The 22,146-nt window shown below is 40.0% G+C and carries 17 protein-coding genes and 1 tRNA gene; 5 read left to right on the plus strand and 13 right to left on the minus strand.

What is annotated here, in order from left to right:
- Position 1 precedes the first annotated feature (1 nt).
- The 7 genes from ACKI4H_RS03175 to efp form a co-directional block, all read right to left on the minus strand.
- Positions 2–78 (minus strand) — tRNA-Val (locus ACKI4H_RS03175).
- 31 nt (positions 79–109) lie between these two features.
- The gene (locus ACKI4H_RS03180; protein ID WP_407303862.1) at positions 110–2,122 is read right to left on the minus strand and encodes a transglutaminaseTgpA domain-containing protein; all 2,013 of its coding nucleotides are present in this window, start codon (positions 2,120–2,122) and stop codon (positions 110–112) included.
- A gap of 3 nt (positions 2,123–2,125) precedes the next feature.
- Positions 2,126–3,031, minus strand: coding sequence for a DUF58 domain-containing protein (locus ACKI4H_RS03185; protein WP_407303863.1), 906 nt, complete (start codon positions 3,029–3,031; stop codon positions 2,126–2,128).
- Positions 3,032–3,043: 12 nt separating this feature from the next.
- Positions 3,044–3,949 carry an AAA family ATPase gene (locus ACKI4H_RS03190; protein WP_407303877.1) on the minus strand — a complete coding sequence of 302 codons (906 nt, stop codon included), beginning with the start codon at positions 3,947–3,949 and terminating at the stop codon, positions 3,044–3,046.
- Between the two features lie 154 nt (positions 3,950–4,103).
- Positions 4,104–4,406 carry a CstA-like transporter-associated (seleno)protein gene (locus ACKI4H_RS03195; RefSeq protein ID WP_407303864.1) on the minus strand — a complete coding sequence of 101 codons (303 nt, stop codon included), beginning with the start codon at positions 4,404–4,406 and terminating at the stop codon, positions 4,104–4,106.
- Complete coding sequence (locus ACKI4H_RS03200; RefSeq protein ID WP_407303865.1) at positions 4,403–6,508, minus strand: carbon starvation CstA family protein; 2,106 nt, start codon at positions 6,506–6,508, stop codon at positions 4,403–4,405. The genes ACKI4H_RS03195 and ACKI4H_RS03200 overlap by 4 nt, the downstream gene beginning before the upstream one ends.
- A 172-nt stretch (positions 6,509–6,680) precedes the next feature.
- Positions 6,681–7,250, minus strand: coding sequence for an elongation factor P (gene efp, locus ACKI4H_RS03205; RefSeq protein ID WP_407303866.1), 570 nt, complete (start codon positions 7,248–7,250; stop codon positions 6,681–6,683).
- Between the two features lie 70 nt (positions 7,251–7,320).
- On the opposite strand from efp, the gene epmB reads away from it, so the two are divergent.
- The 3 genes from epmB to ACKI4H_RS03220 are packed head-to-tail and all read left to right on the plus strand — an operon-like array spanning position 7,321 to position 12,196.
- A complete protein-coding gene (gene epmB, locus ACKI4H_RS03210; protein ID WP_407303867.1) occupies positions 7,321–8,337 on the plus strand; it encodes an EF-P beta-lysylation protein EpmB in 1,017 nt (338 codons plus the stop codon).
- 14 nt (positions 8,338–8,351) lie between these two features.
- The gene (locus ACKI4H_RS03215) at positions 8,352–10,097 is read left to right on the plus strand and encodes a GTPase (protein WP_407303868.1); all 1,746 of its coding nucleotides are present in this window, start codon (positions 8,352–8,354) and stop codon (positions 10,095–10,097) included.
- A complete protein-coding gene (locus ACKI4H_RS03220; protein ID WP_407303869.1) occupies positions 10,079–12,196 on the plus strand; it encodes an EAL domain-containing protein in 2,118 nt (705 codons plus the stop codon). Before ACKI4H_RS03215 ends, ACKI4H_RS03220 begins: the two co-directional genes overlap by 19 nt.
- A gap of 88 nt (positions 12,197–12,284) precedes the next feature.
- Here ACKI4H_RS03220 and rpmE read toward each other — a convergent pair whose 3' ends face one another.
- From rpmE to ACKI4H_RS03240, 4 genes are all read right to left on the minus strand, one after another.
- Complete coding sequence (gene rpmE / locus ACKI4H_RS03225) at positions 12,285–12,515, minus strand: 50S ribosomal protein L31 (RefSeq protein WP_086165959.1); 231 nt, start codon at positions 12,513–12,515, stop codon at positions 12,285–12,287.
- A 775-nt stretch (positions 12,516–13,290) separates the two neighbouring features.
- Positions 13,291–14,262: a bile acid:sodium symporter family protein gene (locus tag ACKI4H_RS03230; protein WP_407303870.1), complete on the minus strand. Its 972-nt coding sequence runs from the start codon at positions 14,260–14,262 to the stop codon at positions 13,291–13,293.
- A gap of 147 nt (positions 14,263–14,409) precedes the next feature.
- The gene (gloA, locus tag ACKI4H_RS03235; protein ID WP_407303871.1) at positions 14,410–14,811 is read right to left on the minus strand and encodes a lactoylglutathione lyase; all 402 of its coding nucleotides are present in this window, start codon (positions 14,809–14,811) and stop codon (positions 14,410–14,412) included.
- Between the two features lie 14 nt (positions 14,812–14,825).
- Positions 14,826–16,973 carry an AmpG family muropeptide MFS transporter gene (locus ACKI4H_RS03240; RefSeq protein WP_407303872.1) on the minus strand — a complete coding sequence of 716 codons (2,148 nt, stop codon included), beginning with the start codon at positions 16,971–16,973 and terminating at the stop codon, positions 14,826–14,828.
- Positions 16,974–17,157: 184 nt separating this feature from the next.
- On the opposite strand from ACKI4H_RS03240, the gene ACKI4H_RS03245 reads away from it, so the two are divergent.
- Positions 17,158–19,791 (plus strand): Lon protease family protein, encoded by a 2,634-nt coding sequence (locus ACKI4H_RS03245; RefSeq protein WP_407303874.1) that lies wholly within the window; start codon positions 17,158–17,160, stop codon positions 19,789–19,791.
- Positions 19,792–19,873: 82 nt separating this feature from the next.
- Here the strand turns inward: ACKI4H_RS03245 and grxD are convergent, their stop codons facing one another.
- Complete coding sequence (gene grxD / locus ACKI4H_RS03250; RefSeq protein WP_131315592.1) at positions 19,874–20,215, minus strand: Grx4 family monothiol glutaredoxin; 342 nt, start codon at positions 20,213–20,215, stop codon at positions 19,874–19,876.
- A gap of 162 nt (positions 20,216–20,377) precedes the next feature.
- Between grxD and ACKI4H_RS03255 the strand changes: the two genes are divergently transcribed.
- A complete protein-coding gene (locus ACKI4H_RS03255) occupies positions 20,378–21,589 on the plus strand; it encodes an aspartate aminotransferase family protein (RefSeq protein WP_407303875.1) in 1,212 nt (403 codons plus the stop codon).
- A 62-nt stretch (positions 21,590–21,651) separates the two neighbouring features.
- Here ACKI4H_RS03255 and ACKI4H_RS03260 read toward each other — a convergent pair.
- The coding region (locus ACKI4H_RS03260) for a substrate binding domain-containing protein (protein WP_407303876.1) at positions 21,652–22,146 on the minus strand (495 nt) is incomplete at its 5' end.

A 22,146-nucleotide genomic window follows, 5' to 3' on the forward strand; every position in this document is an offset into this window, starting at 1 on the left:
TTGGTAGGTATAAGCAGACTCGAACTGCTGACCTCTACGATGTCAACGTAGCGCTCTAACCAACTGAGCTATACACCTAAGTGCTGTGAATCATATTCATTTTTATTTTTTAAGACAAGGACTTTCTATTATTTTTTAGAGTATATGCGCAAGTTTTAAGCATTCCTTTAAATTGTTTCATTTTCTGGTCAGTTGGCACTACAGAAAATTGTTGCTGCTGATAATATTCTGCCGTCTGGATAAATATCCTTTGCTCATCATCTACTATCTCCTTGGCTAATCGGTGCATCCAAGCAAAAAAAGTTTCAGCAGGCTGCTTGCGTAATGGCTCATCTAATTGCTTAGAGAACTGTTGAACTGCACGCTCATATGCCGAACCGTGCTGTCTATTACGATAATAAATCCAGGCAAAATAAAAAATCATCACCAATAAAATGCTTGAGAATAATATCAGGATACTGGCATAAGCCGTTTTCAGGCCTAATTTCGACAACCAGCTTTGCTGCTTTTCAGCATCATAGCCCACAACTTTGCTTTGCCACTGATAGCTCGCATAGTCACTCCAGATCCGCATATTTTTCATCATTGAAAACTGACGATACTTCCACTTCTGCTCTTTACTTCCCAAGATTGTTCGATCATTTTCTATATAATTCTGCATTCCCCCCTCTATACGTTGTGGTGCAATAATTGCAGTTGGATCAATCCGTTGCCATCTTCCGTTTAATTGCACTTCGGTCCATGCATGGGCATCCAGTTGACGAACTTCCCAACTGGCTCGGTCAAGTGCAAGTTGCCCACCTTGATAGCCAATGACCACACGTGCAGGAATCCCTACATATCGCATCAACATGGCAAAACTCGAAGCATAATGCTCACAAAATCCGCGCTGAGATTGAAACAAAAAACCATCAATACGATTTTCACCCAATAAACCCGGCGTTAAGGTATATACAAAATCATTGTCCTTATACCATTGCAAAATATTCTGCACATATTGACTGGGTATCTCTCCACTTTGCTGAAACATTTCCAAAGCGAATTGACGTGATTGTTCATCAAGTTGTGCATGAGTTTGAGTATTGATTTTATCCAGTAAATTTACTTTGGTTAATTCCTGTTCTTGTAGCACAACATCCTCTAACCAATGCAGGGTAATCGGTTGATTTCGTGTGACAGAGCGGATCGGACTAATACTCCAATCCTGCTTTAATTGATATTGAGAATCTTTTGGAATAGATTTTTCCAGCCCCATGATCCACATCACGCGTGAATCTGCAGCCAAATATTGATAATCAAAACCCCGCTTAGTTTGATGTAAACTTTTATAATTCAAAACAGGCTGTTGATTTACAAAACTACTGGTCCATGTTCTGCCATCATATTGATCCAGAACCATTGCCCGCCAGTACAGCTCATTGCGGGAGGGCAGCTTATTCATATTGCCAATAATGCGAAAAGCCAAACTGCTGGATTGCGAAAGCTCTGCAATATCCCCAGGTGACATGCTGTCGCTCATCCCCGTGACACTTTTTTGTTCTGGAATTGGAATATGCCAAAGTGGCGGTAAGCGCGGAAAAAAGATAAACAGCAAGATAAAAAAAGGCAAAGCCAAAATCAGAAATTTACCCACATGCCTAGCATCTGTTTTTAATGCCGACGGTTGATTCTGTGCCTGTTTAAATTCACTGGTCTGTAAACGATAAAGCCCGATTAGGCAACTGAATAAACACAGCAGAATCACAATCGCCATCCAGATGGATTGGCTATATAAAAATGAACTCGCCCCAACAAACAAGGCAAAATTAAACAAGATAATGACATCTCGTTTATTCTTGGTTTCCAAGGCCTTGGCAAATAAAAAAGTGGATAAAACAGCAACCCCCGCTTCTATCCCGATAAAACTCTGATATCTAAAATAAATCGTCATTAAAGCCAGAATTGCTAGGGCAAAGATCCAGATTTTGGATACTGTTTTTGTCTCATCTTTAAAGCTAACAAATAAACAGAGGAGAATCAGGACAAAAATTACGCTTAACAGAATAGGATTAAAAAATACTTGTGCAATCAGTAATAATGACAAGGTAACTAAAATCGAGGTTCTAATATCAGGATGCATCATAATTTAAGCCTGCGCCAAAAGTTTTTTCGCCTGAAGCAGCTGGTTTGTACCAGCGCCTTCGGTTAATTCAGCTTGAGGTAAAAATACTGCATAGTGACATTGCAGTTGCTCGCATTGCTCAATCAGCCCCATCATTAAGCTCAGTTTCTCTTCATGTTCTGTACTAGGCATGTTTGCATAATGGATTTCCACACTCGGCTGATCATTATGCTGCTCAAAAACTTTGATATATAAACCTTGCCCACGTGCAGCCTGCTTCCATGATACAGCCTGCAAGCTATCACCCAGTTTAAAATTTCGCAGTTCACGAAACTCATCCATATCGGGTTCAAAACTGTGCTGATACTGTTTATTTTCCGCATTGTAAAATGCAGCTTTGGGGGCAACCCATGAATATTGCGTCAAATAAAAATAAGTCCAGGCACGAACCAGTCCAAAGGGATATACAGCATAAATCTGTACAGTCGGATAATGGAACTTCCCGCGTCTATCGGCAAAAAAAGACAGGGTGATTTTTTGTTTGAGTTCAGTAATCGAAACTTTTTCTAAATGCTGATCAGTCTTAATCCACAAATAACGCGATTGCTTTTGTGGCTGTTGGAAATGTAATTGCAAATCAAGATGATCCCCCATTTGCCCGATCTCATTTACTGAAATTTTAATGCTGAGCTCATGCAATTGTTTAAAAGTGACATAAAAACTGATACATAAAATCGCACTGATCAGAAAGCAAAAACCCAAAATCAGGTTGTTGGCATAATTGATCCCGGCAATAAACGTAATCAAGATCAACACCAGATACAGATAGCCCTGTTGATAGATAAAAATCAGAATATCTTGTTGTGAGAGCTGTTTTACTTTTTCAAATTGAAAGCGTTTCGCTAACCATTTTTGCCAAGGCTTACTCAATTTAACCTTCCCTTAGCTAATAGTCACTTGCTGCATTATCTGCAAGGTTTCTGCCTCACTCAATCCAATGCGATGAGATACCACGGCAACAAACACTGCTTGAACATCATCTGGGGTGACATAACTACGCTGTTCAACAAAGGCATGCGCTTGTGCTGCTTTTTTCAAAGCCAATAGACCGCGAGTCGATAAACCATGCCGACTTTTACGGGTCTCGGTAGCCAAATCCAGCAGATAGTCCAGCACTACATCGGCAATATGAACTTGCATAACCAGCTGTTGCATCTCTAAAATTTCATATTCATCAAAAACATGTTCCAATGTTGAAATCAAGGTATAGCGGGAAGCCTGCTGTAATAACAGTTTTTCTGCGGAACGGGATGGATAGCCCAGTGACAAACGCATCAGGAAACGGTCAAGCTGGGATTCTGGCAAACTATAGGTACCACTTTGAAAGAGCGGATTCTGCGTTGCAATCACCCAAAAGGGTTGCGGCAACTCATAGCGCACCCCATCAACTGTCACCAAACCTTCTTCCATTGCTTCTAGCAATGCACTCTGAGTTTTGGGGCTACAGCGGTTGATTTCATCTGCCAGTAATATTTGGGTAAAGATTGGACCCTGCTTAAACTCAAACTGATGCTGTTTTTGATTAAACATATTTACGCCAATCACATCACTGGCAAGCATGTCGTTGGTAAACTGAATGCGCTGAAACTTCAGCCCTGCAATATGAGATAAGGCACTGGACAATGTCGTTTTACCCAATCCGGGTAAATCTTCAAACAACACATGTCCTCCGGCTAACAAACTACTCAAAGCCAATTTGGTCTGATGCTGTTTATCCAAAATTATGCTATTGATTTGATTCAGGAATGTCTGAATTTTGGCAGCATAGGATTCAACTTGATCATTCAGTTGTCGTTGCTCATGTGTGAGTTCCTGTTTTTGAACCTTGTTTGTACCCCAAATCACAGCTTATTTCCCCATAAAAAACGGTGCATGATTAACATACACCGTTTTGCTGTTTTTCCAAACAAATCAAAAGATTTCTGACAAATATCTGCTTAGATTAACAAGGGCATTTTTTCATTCCACCGCCTGCGCTTGGGTAACGTGCATCCACACAGTAACGGTAAAATGTTTTGGCATCCATTGCGACTAAGTCTGGATGATTCTTTTTCATATGCTCTAGATAAGTCTGATAGTCCGGCACACCGACCATCAAGCGAAAGCTCTGCTGCAAGCGTTGCCAAATCAGTTGAATGGTTTTAATGCCATTCAACATCAAAAACTTTTTCGGCTGAGCCAGCACGGTAAATTTAATGATTTTACCCAAAGCCATTTTTTGGCGAATTTGATCTTTTAGACTCATTTCACCTCTCCTGCCACTTTATTCGCACTAATCTCATCACGGTAAATCGCTTCTGACTCATGCACGCTTGGATTTGGATTGGCTAAGGCACGGCGGATCACCCCAATGGCAGCAAACAACATTACGAAAGCCACAATCATAAAGAAGCCGCAAAGTACTGCATTGATCTGATTAGAGAATACAATAGTTTGCATTTCAGCAATGTCTTTGGCCGGTTTCAATATTTCATTTCGTGCAATCGCATCCGAGAAACGGTTGGCTTGTGCCAAGAAACCAATTTTTGGATTTTCATGGAAGATTTTTTGCCAACCTGCCGTCATCGAGGTAATGAAAAGGAAAATGGTCGGAATAATCGTCACCCACACATATTTCTCTTTCTTCATTTTAAACAGAATGACGGTGCCGAGTATAAGAGCCATCGCTGCCAAAATCTGGTTACCAATACCAAACAGCGGCCACAAGCTGTTAATCCCACCGAGCGGATCTATTACACCTTGATAAACGAAGAAGCCCCAGCCTGCAACTGCAACTGCGGTACCCAACAAATTACCAAAGAAATTATGTGAGTTTTTCACCGCAGGAATCACGATACCCACCGTATCCTGAACCATGAAACGGCAAGCACGTGTACCCGCATCTACTGCAGTTAAGATGAACAATGCTTCAAACAGAATCGCAAAGTGATACCAGAATGCCATCATTGAACGGTTATTGAAAATTTCCGTAATAATGTGTGCCATACCAATTGCAAAGGTGGGTGCACCACCCGTACGCGAAAGAATTGAAGTTTCACCCACTTCTTGCGCAAGTAAAGTCAATGCCTCAGGGGTTACCACAAAACCTAAAGTACGCACCGCTTCTGCCGCACTTTCCACTGTTGTCCCTAATATGGCAGCAGGGGCATTAATTGCGAAATAGACGCCTGGTTCAAGAATGGTCGCACAGATCATTGCCATCACAGCAACGAAAGATTCCATCAACATACCGCCGTAACCAATCACACGAATATCCACTTCGTTATCGACCAGTTTTGGTGTGGTTCCTGAAGAAACCAGTGCGTGGAAACCTGAAATGGCACCACAGGCAATGGTAATAAATAAGAACGGGAACATTGAGCCTGCAAATACAGGACCTGTACCATCAATAAAATGTGTAACCGCAGGCATTTTCAGTTCAGGCAATGCCACCATGATCCCAATCGCAAGACCTGCAATCACACCAATCTTCAAGAAAGTTGAAAGATAATCGCGTGGTGCAAGCAGTAACCAGACTGGTAAAACAGAAGCGACAAAACCGTAAATAATTAAGCACCAGGTCAGTTGCGTACCAGAAAGAGTAAACAATGGTCCCCAATACGGATCAGCTGCAACATTGCCACCATACACAATCGCCAGCATCATCAGCACAAAGCCAATAATCGAAACCTCGGCAATTTTCCCTGGGCGGATATATCGCATATATATGCCCATGAACAATGCAATTGGAATCGTTGCAGCAATACTGAACACGCCCCATGGACTGTTGGTCAAGGCTTTCACGACGACCAATGCAAGAACTGCAAGGATGATGATCATGACACCTAAGGCACCCAGCATTACAATTATACCGGCAAAAGAACCGAGCTCTTGCTTCGCCATTTCGCCGAGTGAACGGCCATCACGACGGGTAGAAATAAACAGCACTAAAAAGTCTTGGACCGCACCCGCAAGAACCACACCGACCAACAGCCAAATGGTGCCCGGCAAATAACCCATCTGTGCCGCAAGAATTGGCCCGACCAATGGACCTGCACCTGCAATAGCGGCAAAATGGTGACCAAACAAGACATATTTATTAGTGGGAACATAATCCAGACCATCGGCTAAACGATGTGCCGGTGTTAAACGTCTTGCATTGAGTTCAAAAACTTTATTAGCAATAAATAAACTGTAGAAGCGATAGGCAATGCTATATACACAGATGGCGGCCAATACGAGCCAGACTGCATTGACATGCTCTCCTCTGCTGATCGCCAGTATCCCGAACGACACTGCACCTAAAATCGCGACTAGAAACCACACTATTTTTGAAGTTGTGGTTAACTTCGGTTCAATCGTTTCCATATAAATCCCTCATATCTAATGCATAAATCAGCGTTCATTTTTATTGTTGGAAATACTGCTGTTTCTTCCTTTGCGACTCTACTCCTCATCATTAACTTTTCATCTAATACTTTGGCATAAAAAAAGGGATGATTTAAATCATCCCTTTCGATAATAGTCTATTTTAAAACCATTATGCACGTTCTAAATAGTCACCCGTACGAGTATCTACACGAACGCTTTCTTCTTGCTGTACGAATAATGGTACTCGTACTACAGCACCAGTTTCAAGTTTGGCAGGTTTACCGCCACCACCAGAAGTATCACCGCGTACGCCTGGATCAGTTTCAACGATTTTCAACACAACGAAGTTTGGCGGACTTACTGACAATGGAACACCATTGAAAAGCATGATTGTACATTTTTCGTTGGAATCGTCTTTCAACCATTTGGCAGCATCGCCCATCGCAACCTTGTCAGCTGTGATTTGTTCGAAGCTCTCTGGATCCATAAAGTTCCAAAGTTCGCCATCGTTATAAAGATAATCCATTTCAACTTCAACAATGTCAGCACCTTCCAGTGTTTCATTGGATTTGAATGTTTTTTCTAAAACCTTACCAGTTTTAAGATTACGCAATTTTACGCGGTTGAATGCTTGACCTTTACCAGGTTTCACATATTCATTTTCCATGATTGAACATGGGTTACCATCAAGCATAACCTTTAGGCCTTGCTTAAAGTCATTCGTAGAATAATTGGCCATGAAAGGCTCACTCCAAACTTACTAACTTAAATCTATTAATGCTAGACTAGCATTATTTTTTACATGCGGCATGATAAACTATTTATATCAAGAGCAAAACTGGCAATCTCAACTCAGTGACCTTATTACGGATCCATTAGAGTTACTTCAAGCCCTTCAGCTCTCACCTGATCAATTATTATCAGGGGCAATTCTGGCTTCTGAACAGTTTAAATTACGTGTCCCGCGTGCATTCGTGGGAAAAATGAACATTGGTGACCCACTTGACCCTCTTCTTTTACAAGTCTTGCCACATCATCTAGAACTTGAAGATCATGCTGGCTTTGTGACCGACCCTTTGGGTGAAGAACAAGCCAATCAACAACCCGGCGTATTACATAAATACAAATCACGCTTTTTGCTCACCTTAACCGGTGCTTGTGCAGTGCATTGCCGTTATTGTTTTCGTCGTCATTTCCCTTATCAGGAAAACCTGCCAAAAAATGAAGACTGGCTCAACATTAAAAGCTATATCGAAAGCCAACCCGATATCAATGAAGTTATTTTTAGTGGCGGAGATCCGCTTACGCTCTCCAATCGAAAATTAAAGCTTTGGATCGATCGTTTAGAATCTTTACCGCAAATTAAATTTTTGAGAATTCATTCACGGGTTCCTATCGTAATCCCCAACCGTGTCGATGAAGAACTGGTTTCCCTATTAAAAAACAGTAGGCTACGCATTATTCTAGTGGTACACTCAAATCATGCAGCTGAGCTTGATGATTTTACATGCGCTAAACTTTCTCTATTGGCGCAGCAACAAATCACCGTGCTCAATCAGACAGTTTTATTAAATGGGGTCAATAATTCTGCGCAGGTTTTAGTAGATTTAAGTTACCGTCTGTTTGATGCAGGCGTGATGCCATACTATTTACATGTATTAGATAAAGTAAAAGGTGCACATCATTTTGACTTGGATCCTGAGCAGATTAATCTTATATATAAAGATGTTTTAGAGAACCTACCAGGATATTTGGTTCCTAAACTCGTCAGGGAAATAGCGGGCGAAAAAAATAAAACACCGCTTTTTGGGGTTTCAACTTTTTGAGTTAAATAATAACGATGCTTATGAGTACTTCTGATATCTTCCAAACGCCAACTGAATTAAAGTTGGAACAATTGAGCTTTTGTCCTTCTCATGCAAAAGGTTTACAAGAATGGGTGTCTAATTTATCCATTTTACAACTCGGAAATTCTTCAAAAGAACTTTTCAATGCGTTATTGGAAATATCAGAACTTCAATGCCCGGAAATGCTGCGTTTTGATTTAATTCAAATCTTGCACCCGACCATTGACAATGTACTCACCAGTCTGGAAAAGCACTTTTTTAACCAAGGTCTGATTACCACCGATCGAAGTGATCAAATCATTGAATTGGCGATGCTACTACGTAGCCATTTCGCTAAAATTTACATCGACATTTCAAAACGCTGCAACACTCAATTAAGTCTGCAAAAGTTTTCGATCTTTGCATTCAATCAAAAGAAAAGCTTACAAACCGCTAGAATTGTTTCGACGTATTACGCATTACAGCAACTATCGTTATTACTTTATCAACAGAATTTGTTGTATAGCACGCCCTTATTTGGTCAATGGCTGGTTGCGCATCAACTGCTCGAATGTGCAATCAAAAATAATTTTCATCAAACCAATATTAATCAAATCTTAGATACGCAGCACCAATTACAAACCATTGCTCATGCTTATTCACAGCTCATTTTATTGGATATTTTTAATACTCATCAAATTCGCCCCTCAGAAATGCAAGGTTTATATTTATGCAGCTTTGACTGGGCCACACTAGTTCATATTTTGCCGAAAGAAACTACGCTTTCACGTTATATTGTCGATACCAATAAAGATCATCCACCAGTTTTCAATATCAATCAATCTAGCTTATATAAGCCGACGATTTATATTGCATCGCAAAATTTATTAGATCATCTGTCTGAGACTCAAACCAAAAATACAGGATATTTATCACGTAATGAAAAGCTATTTCTGACCCCAGCACTACATTTTCATATTCACAACCTGCTTACGACCAATATTGAACGTCGTCATGAGCGCTACGAATATTCAGCACAATTACAGATTTGTTTTAGTCTTTTAGTGGCACACTTTTACCTCTCTAAAGGTAAAAACTTTCACGAAACTTTGGAGGTGGAAAATAACTATCATTTTCAAAATGAAAGTACCTTTATCAATTCCAGAAATTCCAATATTCCTGCTGAACTTACAACAGCTAAAGTTCTGGATCGAGAAGCAAAACAAATCTATCCGACTGAAGTTCTAGATATTAGCGTCAATGGTTACAGGATTAAATGGACGGGTGCTACACCTTCAAATTTAAAAACCGGTGAATTTATTTTAATTCAGGAAAATACCAATAGCCCATGGCGTGGCGGTGTGGTTCGCTGGATTAAACAGTCAACAGAAAAAAGTCTGGAACTCGGACTTGAAGTACTGGCTCAAGATTTATTCCCCTGCTCAGTCATGATAAAAACTGAACGTAACAGCAGCAACTACCAACCTGCCCTTATTGTTCAAACATCTCAACTCGATAATGTCTCTACCAGTTTAATTGTATCGGGTTCGCATATGTTTAGAGAAAAACAAACCATTCATTTGCGATTAGGAAAAGAAGAATTAAAAATTTACCTGACCAAAGCACAGCTGATTACTCAAAGTTTCATTCGTTTTGAATTTGAGTTACTAAATGATCAGCAAGAAAATCTGATCACAAACTTTATCAACAAACAAATGAATGAAATCAAGAATCACGATTTATGGGAAGCATTGAAGTGAGAAATCCATTATTGTCTAAAAAGTTAAAACGTACCGAGACACGTTTACTCATTATCGATGATAATCAAATACGTTTTAACCAAATTCGTGCTCTTTTAACATCGAATGGACATGTTGTAGAAGCAACATTGCTGGATGATTTACAAACTTTTGAAAAGCAATTACATCAAAATTGGGATCTGGTGATTTTTGGCCGTGCCTACGACTTGAAACACGACCAAGCTTTAAGTTTAATCCAATTATCAAAACAACCAAACCTACCGATTATTCTTCTAAAACCAGAAGATTATCAGGCAGATCAATATGCGGGTTACATTCGTAAAGGCATTTACGACATTTTGAATCTGGACTATCCAGATCGTTTCTATCTAGGCTTACTTCGTGCACTTTCATTAAGTCGTTTAATGCTTACTCAGCAACATTTAATGGATGAATTAGAGTCTGCCCAAACCCATGCCCAATCTTTAGTACAGGATAGCAACAAGGCCTTTGCACTGATTCAAGAAGGTATTCATATTCAAGCCAATCCTGAATATTTACAAATGTTTGGGATTAAAAATGAGGATGATATCGTAGGTCTTCCTTTGCTTGATTTGTTACAACCAAAAGATTTGAATGACTTCAAACTACGCTTTAAAAAAATTACTCAAGGTCAGTTTGATCTGGGTCGATTAGAAATCGCCACCTTAAATGATCAGGTTTCTATTCCTAATCCGCTTAAAATCGAATTTTTACCTGCTACAGATGAAGATGCATTACAAATTACCATTGATATTGAAACTTCAGAAACGAGCAAGACAATCTCAGGAAAAGTTGAGAAGAATACCCAGAAGCCAAATACATTCCAGTTAATTAACCGTGGTGTTAATCAGCAGCCTTCGGATATTAATGCACTGGTCCTCTTCTCTTTAGCCTCTTGTCCTGAAACTATTTTTAAAGGCAATTGGGTCACTTCAAAAAATTATTTCAATGAAATCGAAACGTTTTTAAAAGAACAAACCCATATTCCATTATTTAAAGTTTCACCGGGTATTTTTGCGGCTTTATTCCAGGCAGAATCTAAAGCAAAATTAGAATCTAAACTGATTGGTTTAAGCGCATTAACCAAGCCACAACTATTGATCGTCAATCAAGTGAGCTATCCCCTTAATTTAAGAATTGGTTACACTATTCTAGATGGTGAAATTCGTGATGAAAGCCATTTTGAACAATTTATTAATTCAGCATACCAGACGGCTTTACCACAAAATGTGCCGCCTGTAGAACTTAATTTAGAAACACATTTAGATATTCCAACGATGGAAATTCTACGCCCTGAGATTAAGACATTAAATGCTTCACCTGAATCATCACTAATTAGAGCTTTAGAACAAAGCTTGGATCGTGGAGAGATTCATCTTAAATATCAACAACTTTATGATAAACAAGATACCAACCTGTACACATATGAGGTCACTAGCGGCTTTATTTTTGAAAATTCCTGGAAAGATTTATCCAACTTAAGAGAATTGGCAGAAGATCCTGAATTGTCGATTAAACTGGATCGCTGGATATTAGTTGAGTCATGTAAACAATTACACAATTTTATTACACAATACCCTGAAGCCAAATTGATTGTGAATTTGAATCAACAAGTGTTATTTTACGATCGAACTTTCCCTGAATTTATTTCCAAGCTGATCACGATTGTACGTAGTAAATTAACGCATCCGCTTATTTTACAATTTTCAGAAGAAGACCTGACCCAGAACATTTCTGATGCCCAAAAGTATATTGCTCAACTACGCCAGTTTGGCGCTGAAGTATCCTTAAGAGATTTTGGCAATACCATTTATAGTGAATCTGCTCTACGTCAACTGGATATCAACTGCTTAACATTACACCCCACCTTAACGGCAATGTTAAATACAGAACAGTCTACGCAGGAATTACAGGGAAAAATCACAACTTTCCATGAAATCAAACCTGTTGAAATTATGCTACGTGAGTTAAACGATATGACACTCTTTGCTAATGCCTGGAATGTAGATGCCCGTTTTATTCAAGGTGATTATTTCCAGAAAAAACTGGATCACCTGATTGATGTACAAGACCAATAGGTCTTGCACATCTTGTCTTACCACTAGATACATAAATTTCAGGTATAAAAAAACGGGCAAATTGCCCGTTTTTTTACATTTGACAGTATTAGTCAGGACGTTTGATAGAACGTGACATACCAGAAAAACGTTGTTTAAACTTGTCGATACGACCACCTTGGTCAACATTCTTCTGTTTACCAGTATAGAATGGGTGACAAGCTGAACATACGTCAAGGTAAAGAGTTTCTTTACCAATTGCTGAACGAGTTTCGATTACATTACCACATGAACAAGTAGCAACTAATTTTTCATATTTTGGGTGGATATCGGCGCGCATGGTCGACTACTCCTAAGTTAAGAAAGGCTTATGCTGTCATCGCAATTGATCACTCTCATTATTAGAGGAAAAAGCTTTCCAAAGAAAAGCGAGATCAACACCACAACAGACCATTCTTTTGGCCCACCGAGACGGTTACCGTCAGAGCTAAGCACAACAAGTGGGCATATTATAACTGAAATAGAGTTATTAATAAATAGATCATTCTTAGCTTAAAGCTTTCTTTTTCTGCGTTGTTCTTTCTATATCATGACTGTATTGCATTTCTACAATACGTTGAAATTCAGCTGGATCAAAATCATTTAATCGATCAATAAGAGAAGGGCAATATTTCTCAGCATCAATTTTTTGATCGATATCGACATTATCTCAAGCATTTTCTGCAATTCGTGTTTGAAAGCAGCATCAACAGGTTGATCAATCTCTTTTTGTTGTAAAGGGCTAATTCTATTGTATTTTACATTCTTTGCAGCATTGACCAACTTTACTTTCGCAACCGAATACGCTTTTCTAGTTAAACATTAAGTTGTAGTTGTTCTTCATTAAAAATTCAACATGGATTGTAGTGAAACCAGTAGCATTTTTTCAAAAATATCTCGATTTTTTTAATTATTAACTCCTCTTCAGCAAAGTAAAGGAATGAAAAATAAATTCTATTAACTTCATACAAATATTATTTTAAGTATTTAATTTAATTAAATATATGCAAATTGATCGACTAAATCTAGATTCATAAAAAACTCAAGCTTAAAGACCTGAGTTTTACATTTTTCAATTATTCATCTACATTTTGTTTCGACCAATAATTCGCAATCACCCCACAGACCATCAACTGAATTTGATGAAAGATCATAATCGGTAAAACGATCATCCCTAAAGGCTGCCCGATAAATAAAATTTGTGCCATCGGTACACCACTAGCCAAAGTCTTTTTCGAACTGCAAAAAAACATCGCAACTTGATCTTCCCGGTTAAAACCCAGCCATTTTGGAATGTACAAAGCCAACAGCATGATAATAGTTAAAAATACTGAGCAAGCTACGGTCAAAATCAGCAGCGTTTGCCAGCTTAGCTCTTGCCACAATCCGGCAACTACTGCCCCGCTAAATGCCCCATATACCACCATTAAGATAGTGCCCTGATCAAATGCTTTAACAATCCCGGGTAATTTCAGCATATAGGGATAAACATACGGACGTAATATCTGTCCTAATATAAACGGCACCAGTAACAACAAGGTAATCTGAACAATTGAAGATGTAGGGTCAAAGCCATGTTGTGACTGACCTAAAATAAAGAAACTGACCAATACCGGAGTAATAAACATCCCGACAATATTGGAAAATGAAGCACTGCATACTGCACTGGCCACATTCCCCTTAGCAACCGAGGTAAATGCAATTGAAGACTGTACAGTAGATGGCAAGAAGCACATAAACAAGAAGCCCCAGTACAACTCGCGCCCTAACAAGGGCAATAAAACCGGCTTCGCCAACAAACCAAACAGCGGAAAGAGTGCAAATGTGAAAGCAAACACCACCACATGAAATTTCCAGTGCATGATGCCTTGGACCACAGCTTCCCTGGAAAGTTTTGCGCCATGCAAAAAGAATAAAATCGCAATCGCAACAGAAGTAATTATTCCAAAAATATTTGTAGCAAGACCGGAGACTGGAACTATAGTTGCCAAGATCACCATAATAATCAGTAAAATAGTAAAGCGGTCCAATGCCAAGAATTTTAACATTGCTACGTCCTGTAATGATTTAAAATATAAAAAAGCCCAATAAGTGAATTTACCTAGTGGTAAAGTTTCATCTTACCGAGCTAAATAAATAAAGCTAGTTTTTCAACTCAATGTTGAATATTTAGTTTATCTATACTGCACTATTCATTAGTTATTGCGTGCATCTTTATCTTGCTGAATCAGCTCGATTTTATAACCGTCTGGATCCTCAACAAAAGCAATAACCGTTACCCCACCCTTCATTGGACCTGCTTCACGTACCACTTTCCCGCCACGTGCTTTAATTTCTTCACACGCTTGATAAGCATCCTCTACAGCAATGGCAATATGACCATAGCCATTCCCTAACTCATAGCTGTCTGTATCCCAGTTATGCGTTAATTCTAAAACCGTATTGTTTTCTTCATCCCCATAACCCACAAAAGCTAAAGTGAAACGACCTTCTTCATAATCACGTTTACGAAGCAAAGTCATACCGAGCACTTCAGTATAGAACTTTAAAGATTGTTCCAAATTGCCTACACGTAACATGGTATGCAGCATGCGCATATTCTTCATCCTTATTAACTCTTTATATGTTGATGTTCACGCAATAACTTCGCCACCCACACCACTAAAATTAAAATTGGAATACCAATCAGGGTGGTCATGAGGAAGAAATTCGGATAACCAATATTACTCACTATAGTACCCGAATAACCGCCTAAAATCTTGGGTGTTAGCGTCATGAGCGAGCTAAAAATCGCGTATTGTACGGCTGTAAACGACACACTGGTCAAGCTCGACAAGAAGGCAATAAATGCAGCGCCTGCTAAACCTGACGCCAAATTATCGACAATAATGGCAAAATATAACCATCCTGAACTATACGGTTTGATGACTTTTCCGCTAATTTCAACTTCGTCAGTAGATTGGGCATTCACAGCAGCTAGAGGTTGCACATCGACATCCAATTCTTTTGCTGTGCTTAAATTCATATTTACAGCATAGTTATGCTTTTTACTTAAGATCACTTTATTGTTTTCAAAAACTTCAGCAACAAGACTCTTAGAAGCTGAATTAATCAAAACCTCAGCCGGAATTGCCACACTAAATATTCCTGTTTTATCCAGATTTGCATCAAAAGTTTGACCATCTAAAGCTAAAACAATTTTTTGAGATTCAGATAATGCCGGTCCAGAATATTGTCCGCGAATGACTAAACTATTATTTCGCTCCTGCGCGCTAATGGTATTGTCACTGGTCACGGGTAGAATTTGCATGCTGGATTGCTTTTCATCCAGCTTTAAATACGGCAATGTAGTAACTGCGGTATTTTTAGAGCCATCCGAATATTGTGCAGCAACCTGCACTTTATCCGCTTGTGCCAAGACCTGACTCGGTACTTTGAGTTTCCAGTATCCTACTTCATCGGACTGCACTTTATAATTCTGCTGTCCGACTGTGACATTGACATCATTCAGCTGTTGCCCTGATTTCACCAAGCCAATAAAAATCAGATTGGTAGAGCTGGCCAACACGGCACCGACAAACATTAACTTCATGATGTTCATGCGCTGTGCCAGCAAGCCACCCAAGAAACCACCGACCAAACTAAAAATCACCCCATAAATTTTAACTGCTTCGGCAATTTGCTCTTTAGTGAAGTTTAAATCTTGATAAAACACGTTAGAAATTACACCGGCAATAATATCGGAAATACGATAAAAACCAATCAACAACAACAAGACCAATGCCAGTTTCACGCCATAACGTTTAAAGAAATCAGCGATTGGATTAACCCAGGTTTCAAAGGCCATTTGTTTGTTTACCGCGCCCATTTTTACCAGCAATGTACCGGCCATTAACGCTACAGCAGCAGAACCAATGAAACGTAAAGCTTCAAAGCAGAACAATAAGAACGAATCTGAAATTTCAAATTGTGATTTAAGCGCTTCAGTTAAATTACCCGAAAAAATATAGCTCAGCACAAAACTGATCACGGCCACAAAAAATACCGCGACCAAACGGTAGTAATCGGTACGTTTATAATCTTTATAGATCCGGTTCACTATCGGTTCACGGATGACCAATGTGGTGATAATACCCACCAGCATTACCGCAGCCATGGCTAAATAGGTAATTTTCCATGCACTATAGATATAGTTGCCTTTCGCTGTGCCCAAGGATGCCGCTAAAAATAACGCCCCGGCGCCCGCTACAATCATCCCGATGCGATAACCGGCATTATAGGTAGAAGCCAGAACGGTCTGCATCTGTGTTTCAGCCAGTTCAATCCGGTAAGCATCAATCACAATATCTTGGGTTGCCGCAGAAAAGCCCAACAACACTGCACCCACCGCCATTTGGTATAAATAACTTTGCCCGAGTGCAGGATTTGAAAATGCCATAATACAAATGGCACAGATAATCAGTACTTGCGCAATCAAGAGCCATGCCCGACGACGACCGAGTATTTTCGTCAATACAGGGACCGGCAATTCATCAATTAACGGTGCCCACACAAACTTGAAGGAATAACCCAATGCTGCCCAGCTAAAAAAGGTGACTGCACTTTTATCAATTCCGGCTTCCCCGAGCCATAAAGAAAGGCTTGAAAAAATCAGTAATATCGGAATACCTGCGGAGAAACCCAGAAACAGCATAATAAGGGCACGGCGATCAAGAAATGCCGTAAAGGCTGATTTCCATCCAGTAGATTGTGTTGTCATTGATTTATTATGTTCTGCAAAAACTCAATGCCGCTATTCAAACGCGTAATGCGATAGGTTTCAACAATATTTACGAAATCATTATTTTATTTTATCGATTAAAGCATCATGTCCGCTTGAATTTTTCAGGTAAACCTGTATACCTTTAAACCTCTACCGCAATATTTCGTTTTGGATTTTCACAGTGACCCAAAAACTCGAGCAAATGAACTCTTCTTTATCCGCCAATATTATTAGCAACATTGAACAACCGAGCCAAAACATTTTAACTTCAGCATTTGAACAACCAGAAATACAAAGCACTCTAGAAAAAACCAAACTGAAATCTGAGCAACTGACGCATATTCCTAATTACGATAAAATTCCTGCGTCAACGCGCCGACTGAAACCGCTAAATAATTTTCTGGGACAAGACCGCGCGCGTGCCTCGGTAGAAGCAGGTATTGCCTTACCTTATTCAGGCTATAATATTTTTGCTGTAGGTACAGCAGGCCTCGGCAAACGTACCATGATCAAGCGTTTATTGCAGCAACACGCCAAAACCATGCCGACGCCAAATGACTGGGTCTATGTCAACAATTTCAAACATCCACGCCAACCAATTGCGCTAGAGCTTCCATCTGGACAAGCGACTAAATTTCAAACGCTGTTGCATCAGACCTGGCAAACCATCTTAAAACAGTTAGAACGCCGTTTTACTGCAGAAATTTATCATAATCGTATTGAACTGATTCGCCAGCAAATTGGGGATGAACAACGTCAAGCATTAATTGATCTCACCAAAGAAGGTGAAGCACTTGATCTGAAACTGATTACCCGTAATGAAGAACATTGCTTTGTTCCGGTTCATTTCATTGACGATTTACCTGAAGAAATGACAGCAGAAGACATTAATGCGCTCAACAGTAAAGAGCGGGCTGAAATTTCAACCAATATGCGTTACATGGACAAAAAACTGGAACGCTTAGGCCTACATTTGGGCGATTTGGAAGATGATGCACGCGACAAAGTGCAAGTCTTAAATCGTGATATCGCAAAACAGGTGGTGATGCCACGTATCGAGCAAATCCTAAATAAGTTTGGTGAAGTTGAAGGCTTAAAAGACTATCTCAAATACTATGCTGAAGACATTATTAACAATGTCGAAATCGTGCTTGAGCAAGAAGAAGATGACTTTACGCCAGGTTTATTCAGCCGAGTGCCTGCGCGTTATCAAGCCAATATCATAGTTTCCTATAAGCCAAATTCTGGCGCACCGGTCATTTTTGAAGACTTCCCAACACATTACAATTTACTGGGTCATGTCGAACAGCTTACCCAAAACGGCACCATCACCACAGACTTCACCCTGATTCGCCCTGGCACATTACATAAAGCCAATGGCGGATTTTTAATGCTCGAAGCTGAACAACTGCTTGAACAGCCTTATGCATGGCAAGGTTTAAAACGGGCCTTAAAATCAGGTCAGCTGAAATTATCTTCACTGGAACACATGCTGACTTTAACAGGCAGCATTTCGATTGAACCTCAATCCATTCCATTGAATTTAAAAGTGGTTTTACTGGCAGAACCTGAAGTTTATTATGAAATTTTGGAAGTAGAGCCAGAACTGGGTAGCGTCTTTAAAATTCGTGCCGACTTTACAGATACATTACAACGTAATGACAGCAACGAGCAGGCGTATATGCAGCTGATTGCCGATTATGTGCAAGCAGATAAATTACTCCCTTTCGACCGTTCTGCTTTAGCTGCATTACTGACAGATTCAAGTCGCCAGGCAGAAGACCAGAGTTCATTGTCATTACATGCTTTAACTCTGGGTGACTTGATTCGTGAAGCACATCATCATGCGGAAAAATCGGGTGACAAAATTGTTACCGACAAACATATCAATACCGCGCTCGATCACCGTAAATACCGCCTAGGTTATTTACGTGAATTGTACTGGGAAGATTTGTCTCGTGGTACCCAGCTGATTGAGACTAAGGGTCATCGTTTAGGACAGATTAATGCCCTGTCTGTGATCCAGTATGCAGATGTTGAATTTGGTTTGCCTTCACGTTTAACGGCTTCGGTCTATCAGGGCGGTGGCGATATTCTTGATATCGAACGCAGTGTTGAACTCGGTGGCTCCTTACATGCAAAAGGCGTGTTATTGATGTCCAGTTTCTTAAAGGCACATTTCGGTCGTGAACAGATTCTACATTTCTCTGCTGCCCTTGCCTTTGAACAGAGCTATGGTCAAGTGGATGGCGACAGCGCAACTGTGGCCGAACTTTCTGCACTATTGTCTGCCATTAGCCAGCTGCCGATTGACCAGTCCTGGGCAATTACCGGCTCAATGAATCAGCTTGGTCAAGTCCAACCGATTGGCGGGGTAAATGCAAAAATTGAAGGCTTCTTCGATGCCTGTAAATTACACGGCTTAACTGGCAAACAAGGTGTAATTATTCCACGCCAAAACATGCAGCATCTGATGTTGCGACATGATGTCATTGAAGCAGTTGAGAAAGGTCAATTCCATATTCATGCCATTCAGACCATTGATCAGGCTTTAGAAATTCTCATGGCTCGCCCTGTCGGCACCCTAAACAAAAAAGGTCGCTATAGTAAAAATTCGATTTATGCTGCAGTTATGGATCAACTTGAGTATTGGCAAGCCATAGAAGATGGTGCTGCGTTTGAGGAAGAGACCAAGAAAAAGAAGAAAAAGAAAAAAACCAAGAAAAAGCTGAAAGAAGAGCTGGAAAAACAGCCTGTTCCTGCTGATGTAGTCGAATCTGAAGACAACAGCAAGAATAAGTCAGAAGTAAAGTAATCTGCTTCTTTAAAAGCCTTAATTAAAAAACTTCCATTAAAAAAGCGCCTCAAGGCGCTTTTTTAATCATTTCACAACTGAATTAAGCTTCAGGTGCTGGGCTGTACTGTTCGATCAAGGTTTTTAATTCACCTTTTTGGAACATATCAAGCATGATATCGCTACCGCCAATCAATTCACCATTGATCCACAATTGTGGAAAAGTAGGCCAATTAGCAATTTGCGGTAAAGTTGCACGAATGTCTGGGTTTTCCAAAATGTTTACATAAGCAAATGGACGACCAATTTGACTGAGTGCTTCTACCGCACGTGCAGAGAAACCACATTGTGGGAATTGCGGCGTACCTTTCATATAAAGAAGTACTGCATGTTTAGCAATTTGGTCACGAATTAACGCTTCAGTATCGCGTGCTTGTTCAGTCATTGATAAATCCTCAACTAATCTGCCTCGCATTATACCCAAAACTTAACAAAACAGTATGACTAAAGCAATATTTCCATTTTTATTTACATTTGGGCTTTTATTCTGTGGCAGTTTTTGCTTAGATAAACCTTTACTTTCCCACCTAACAGATAAGAGTTAGTCATGAATAACATTACCCTTGCTCCTGTGCAATCTGATCAACCCTCACACTTGATGCCTGTATTTGGCCGTCAGCCGATCAGCTTTGTTCTTGGTCGAGGCTCTTATCTTTATACAGAAGATGGCACTGAATATTTTGATGCACTTACCGGTATTGCGGTATGTGGTCTGGGTCATGCTCATCCTGTTATTGCTGAAGCCATTGCCGATCAAGCAGCAACCCTCATTCACACCAGCAACTTGTTTGAAGTGCCTTGGCAAACTGCTGCAGCGCAAAAACTTGCTGAAGTTTCAGGCATGGAAGAAATTTTCTTCTCCAACAGTGGTGCAGAATCCAATGAAGGTGCCATTAAAATTGCCCGAAAATTTGGATCAATGCAAGGGATTGCCAATCCGAAAATCATTGTTGCAGATCGTTCTTTCCATGGCCGTACCCTGGCTACTCTGGCTGCAACCGGTAATAAAAAAGTTCAGGAAGGTTTTGGCCCACTGGTGGAAGGTTTTATTCGTGTACCTTTTGGTGACATTGAAGCCATTGAAGAAGCAGCAATTAACCATCCAGACATCGTGGCTATTTTTGTTGAACCCATTCAAGGTGAAGGTGGTGTAAATACTGCACCTCAAGGTTTTAGCTACCTCGAAGAAATTCGTCAAATCTGTAATCAACACAACTGGTTGATGATGCTTGATGAAGTTCAAACTGGTAATGGTCGTACTGGTAAATACTTTGCTTACCAGCACACCAACATTGTTCCAGACGTTTTAACCACGGCAAAAGGTTTGGGTAATGGCTTCCCGATTGGTGCCGTGATGACTCAAGGTCGTGGTGTCGGTGTACTGACTGCAGGCAATCATGGTTCAACTTATAGCGGAACAGCATTGGGTTCACGTGTGGTATATACCGTTCTCGATATTATTCAAAAAGAGAATATCGTTGCCAATGCTGCCGAAAAAGGTGCTTATATTGTTGATCAGCTGCGCAACAAACTGGCTGATCAAAATGTCATTGTACGTGGTTTCGGTTTAATGATTGGTATTGAATTGCCAAAAGCATGTGGCGAATTGGTAAATATTGCCCGTGATGAATATCATTTGATTATCAACGTGACTGCAGGTTCTGTCGTTCGTTTACTGCCAGCTCTCAACATTACTCAAGAACAAGCCGATCAATTGATTACACGTCTGGTTAAAATGATTAAAGCCTTTTTAGCTTAATTTTTTCATCATTCACAAAATGAAAAGCCGCTGATAGCGGCTTCTTTTATATGGGTCGGCTTTTATGAAGCTTCTTGGTAAATTCTGCCACCGGGTAACTGGCAGAAATATTGTTTTAATGCCTCTAAACAACGATGAATTTTCATCGGTTGCTGTTCATGTTTTGAAATAATGGCATACAAGGTAAAACTTGGCAACTTCCACTCTGGTAAAACTTCAACCAAAGTACCACTCACTAAATCTTTTTGTGCATCTAAATATAGAATTCGAGCGATCCCATGTCCTTGCTGACATAATGCTTTAGCCACCAAGACATTATTTGAGGTCAATCTCGAACGCATTTCTAAACTAATGTCTTCATTTGTCCCACCATGCTGGAATGACAAAGATTGGTAGTTTTTGATCACATTCATTGGAATTAAATCATGATGCTTTAAATCCTCAGGACGTGAAATAGGTGTCGACTGATTCAAATAACTCGGTGAAGCCACCAGGATCTGCTCAACTCGGGCAAGCGGTACCACATGCAAATTACTATCTTCAATTTTTGAACTTAT

Source organism: Acinetobacter sp. (assembly GCF_045628685.1).
Taxonomy (GTDB): Bacteria; Pseudomonadota; Gammaproteobacteria; order Pseudomonadales; family Moraxellaceae; genus Acinetobacter.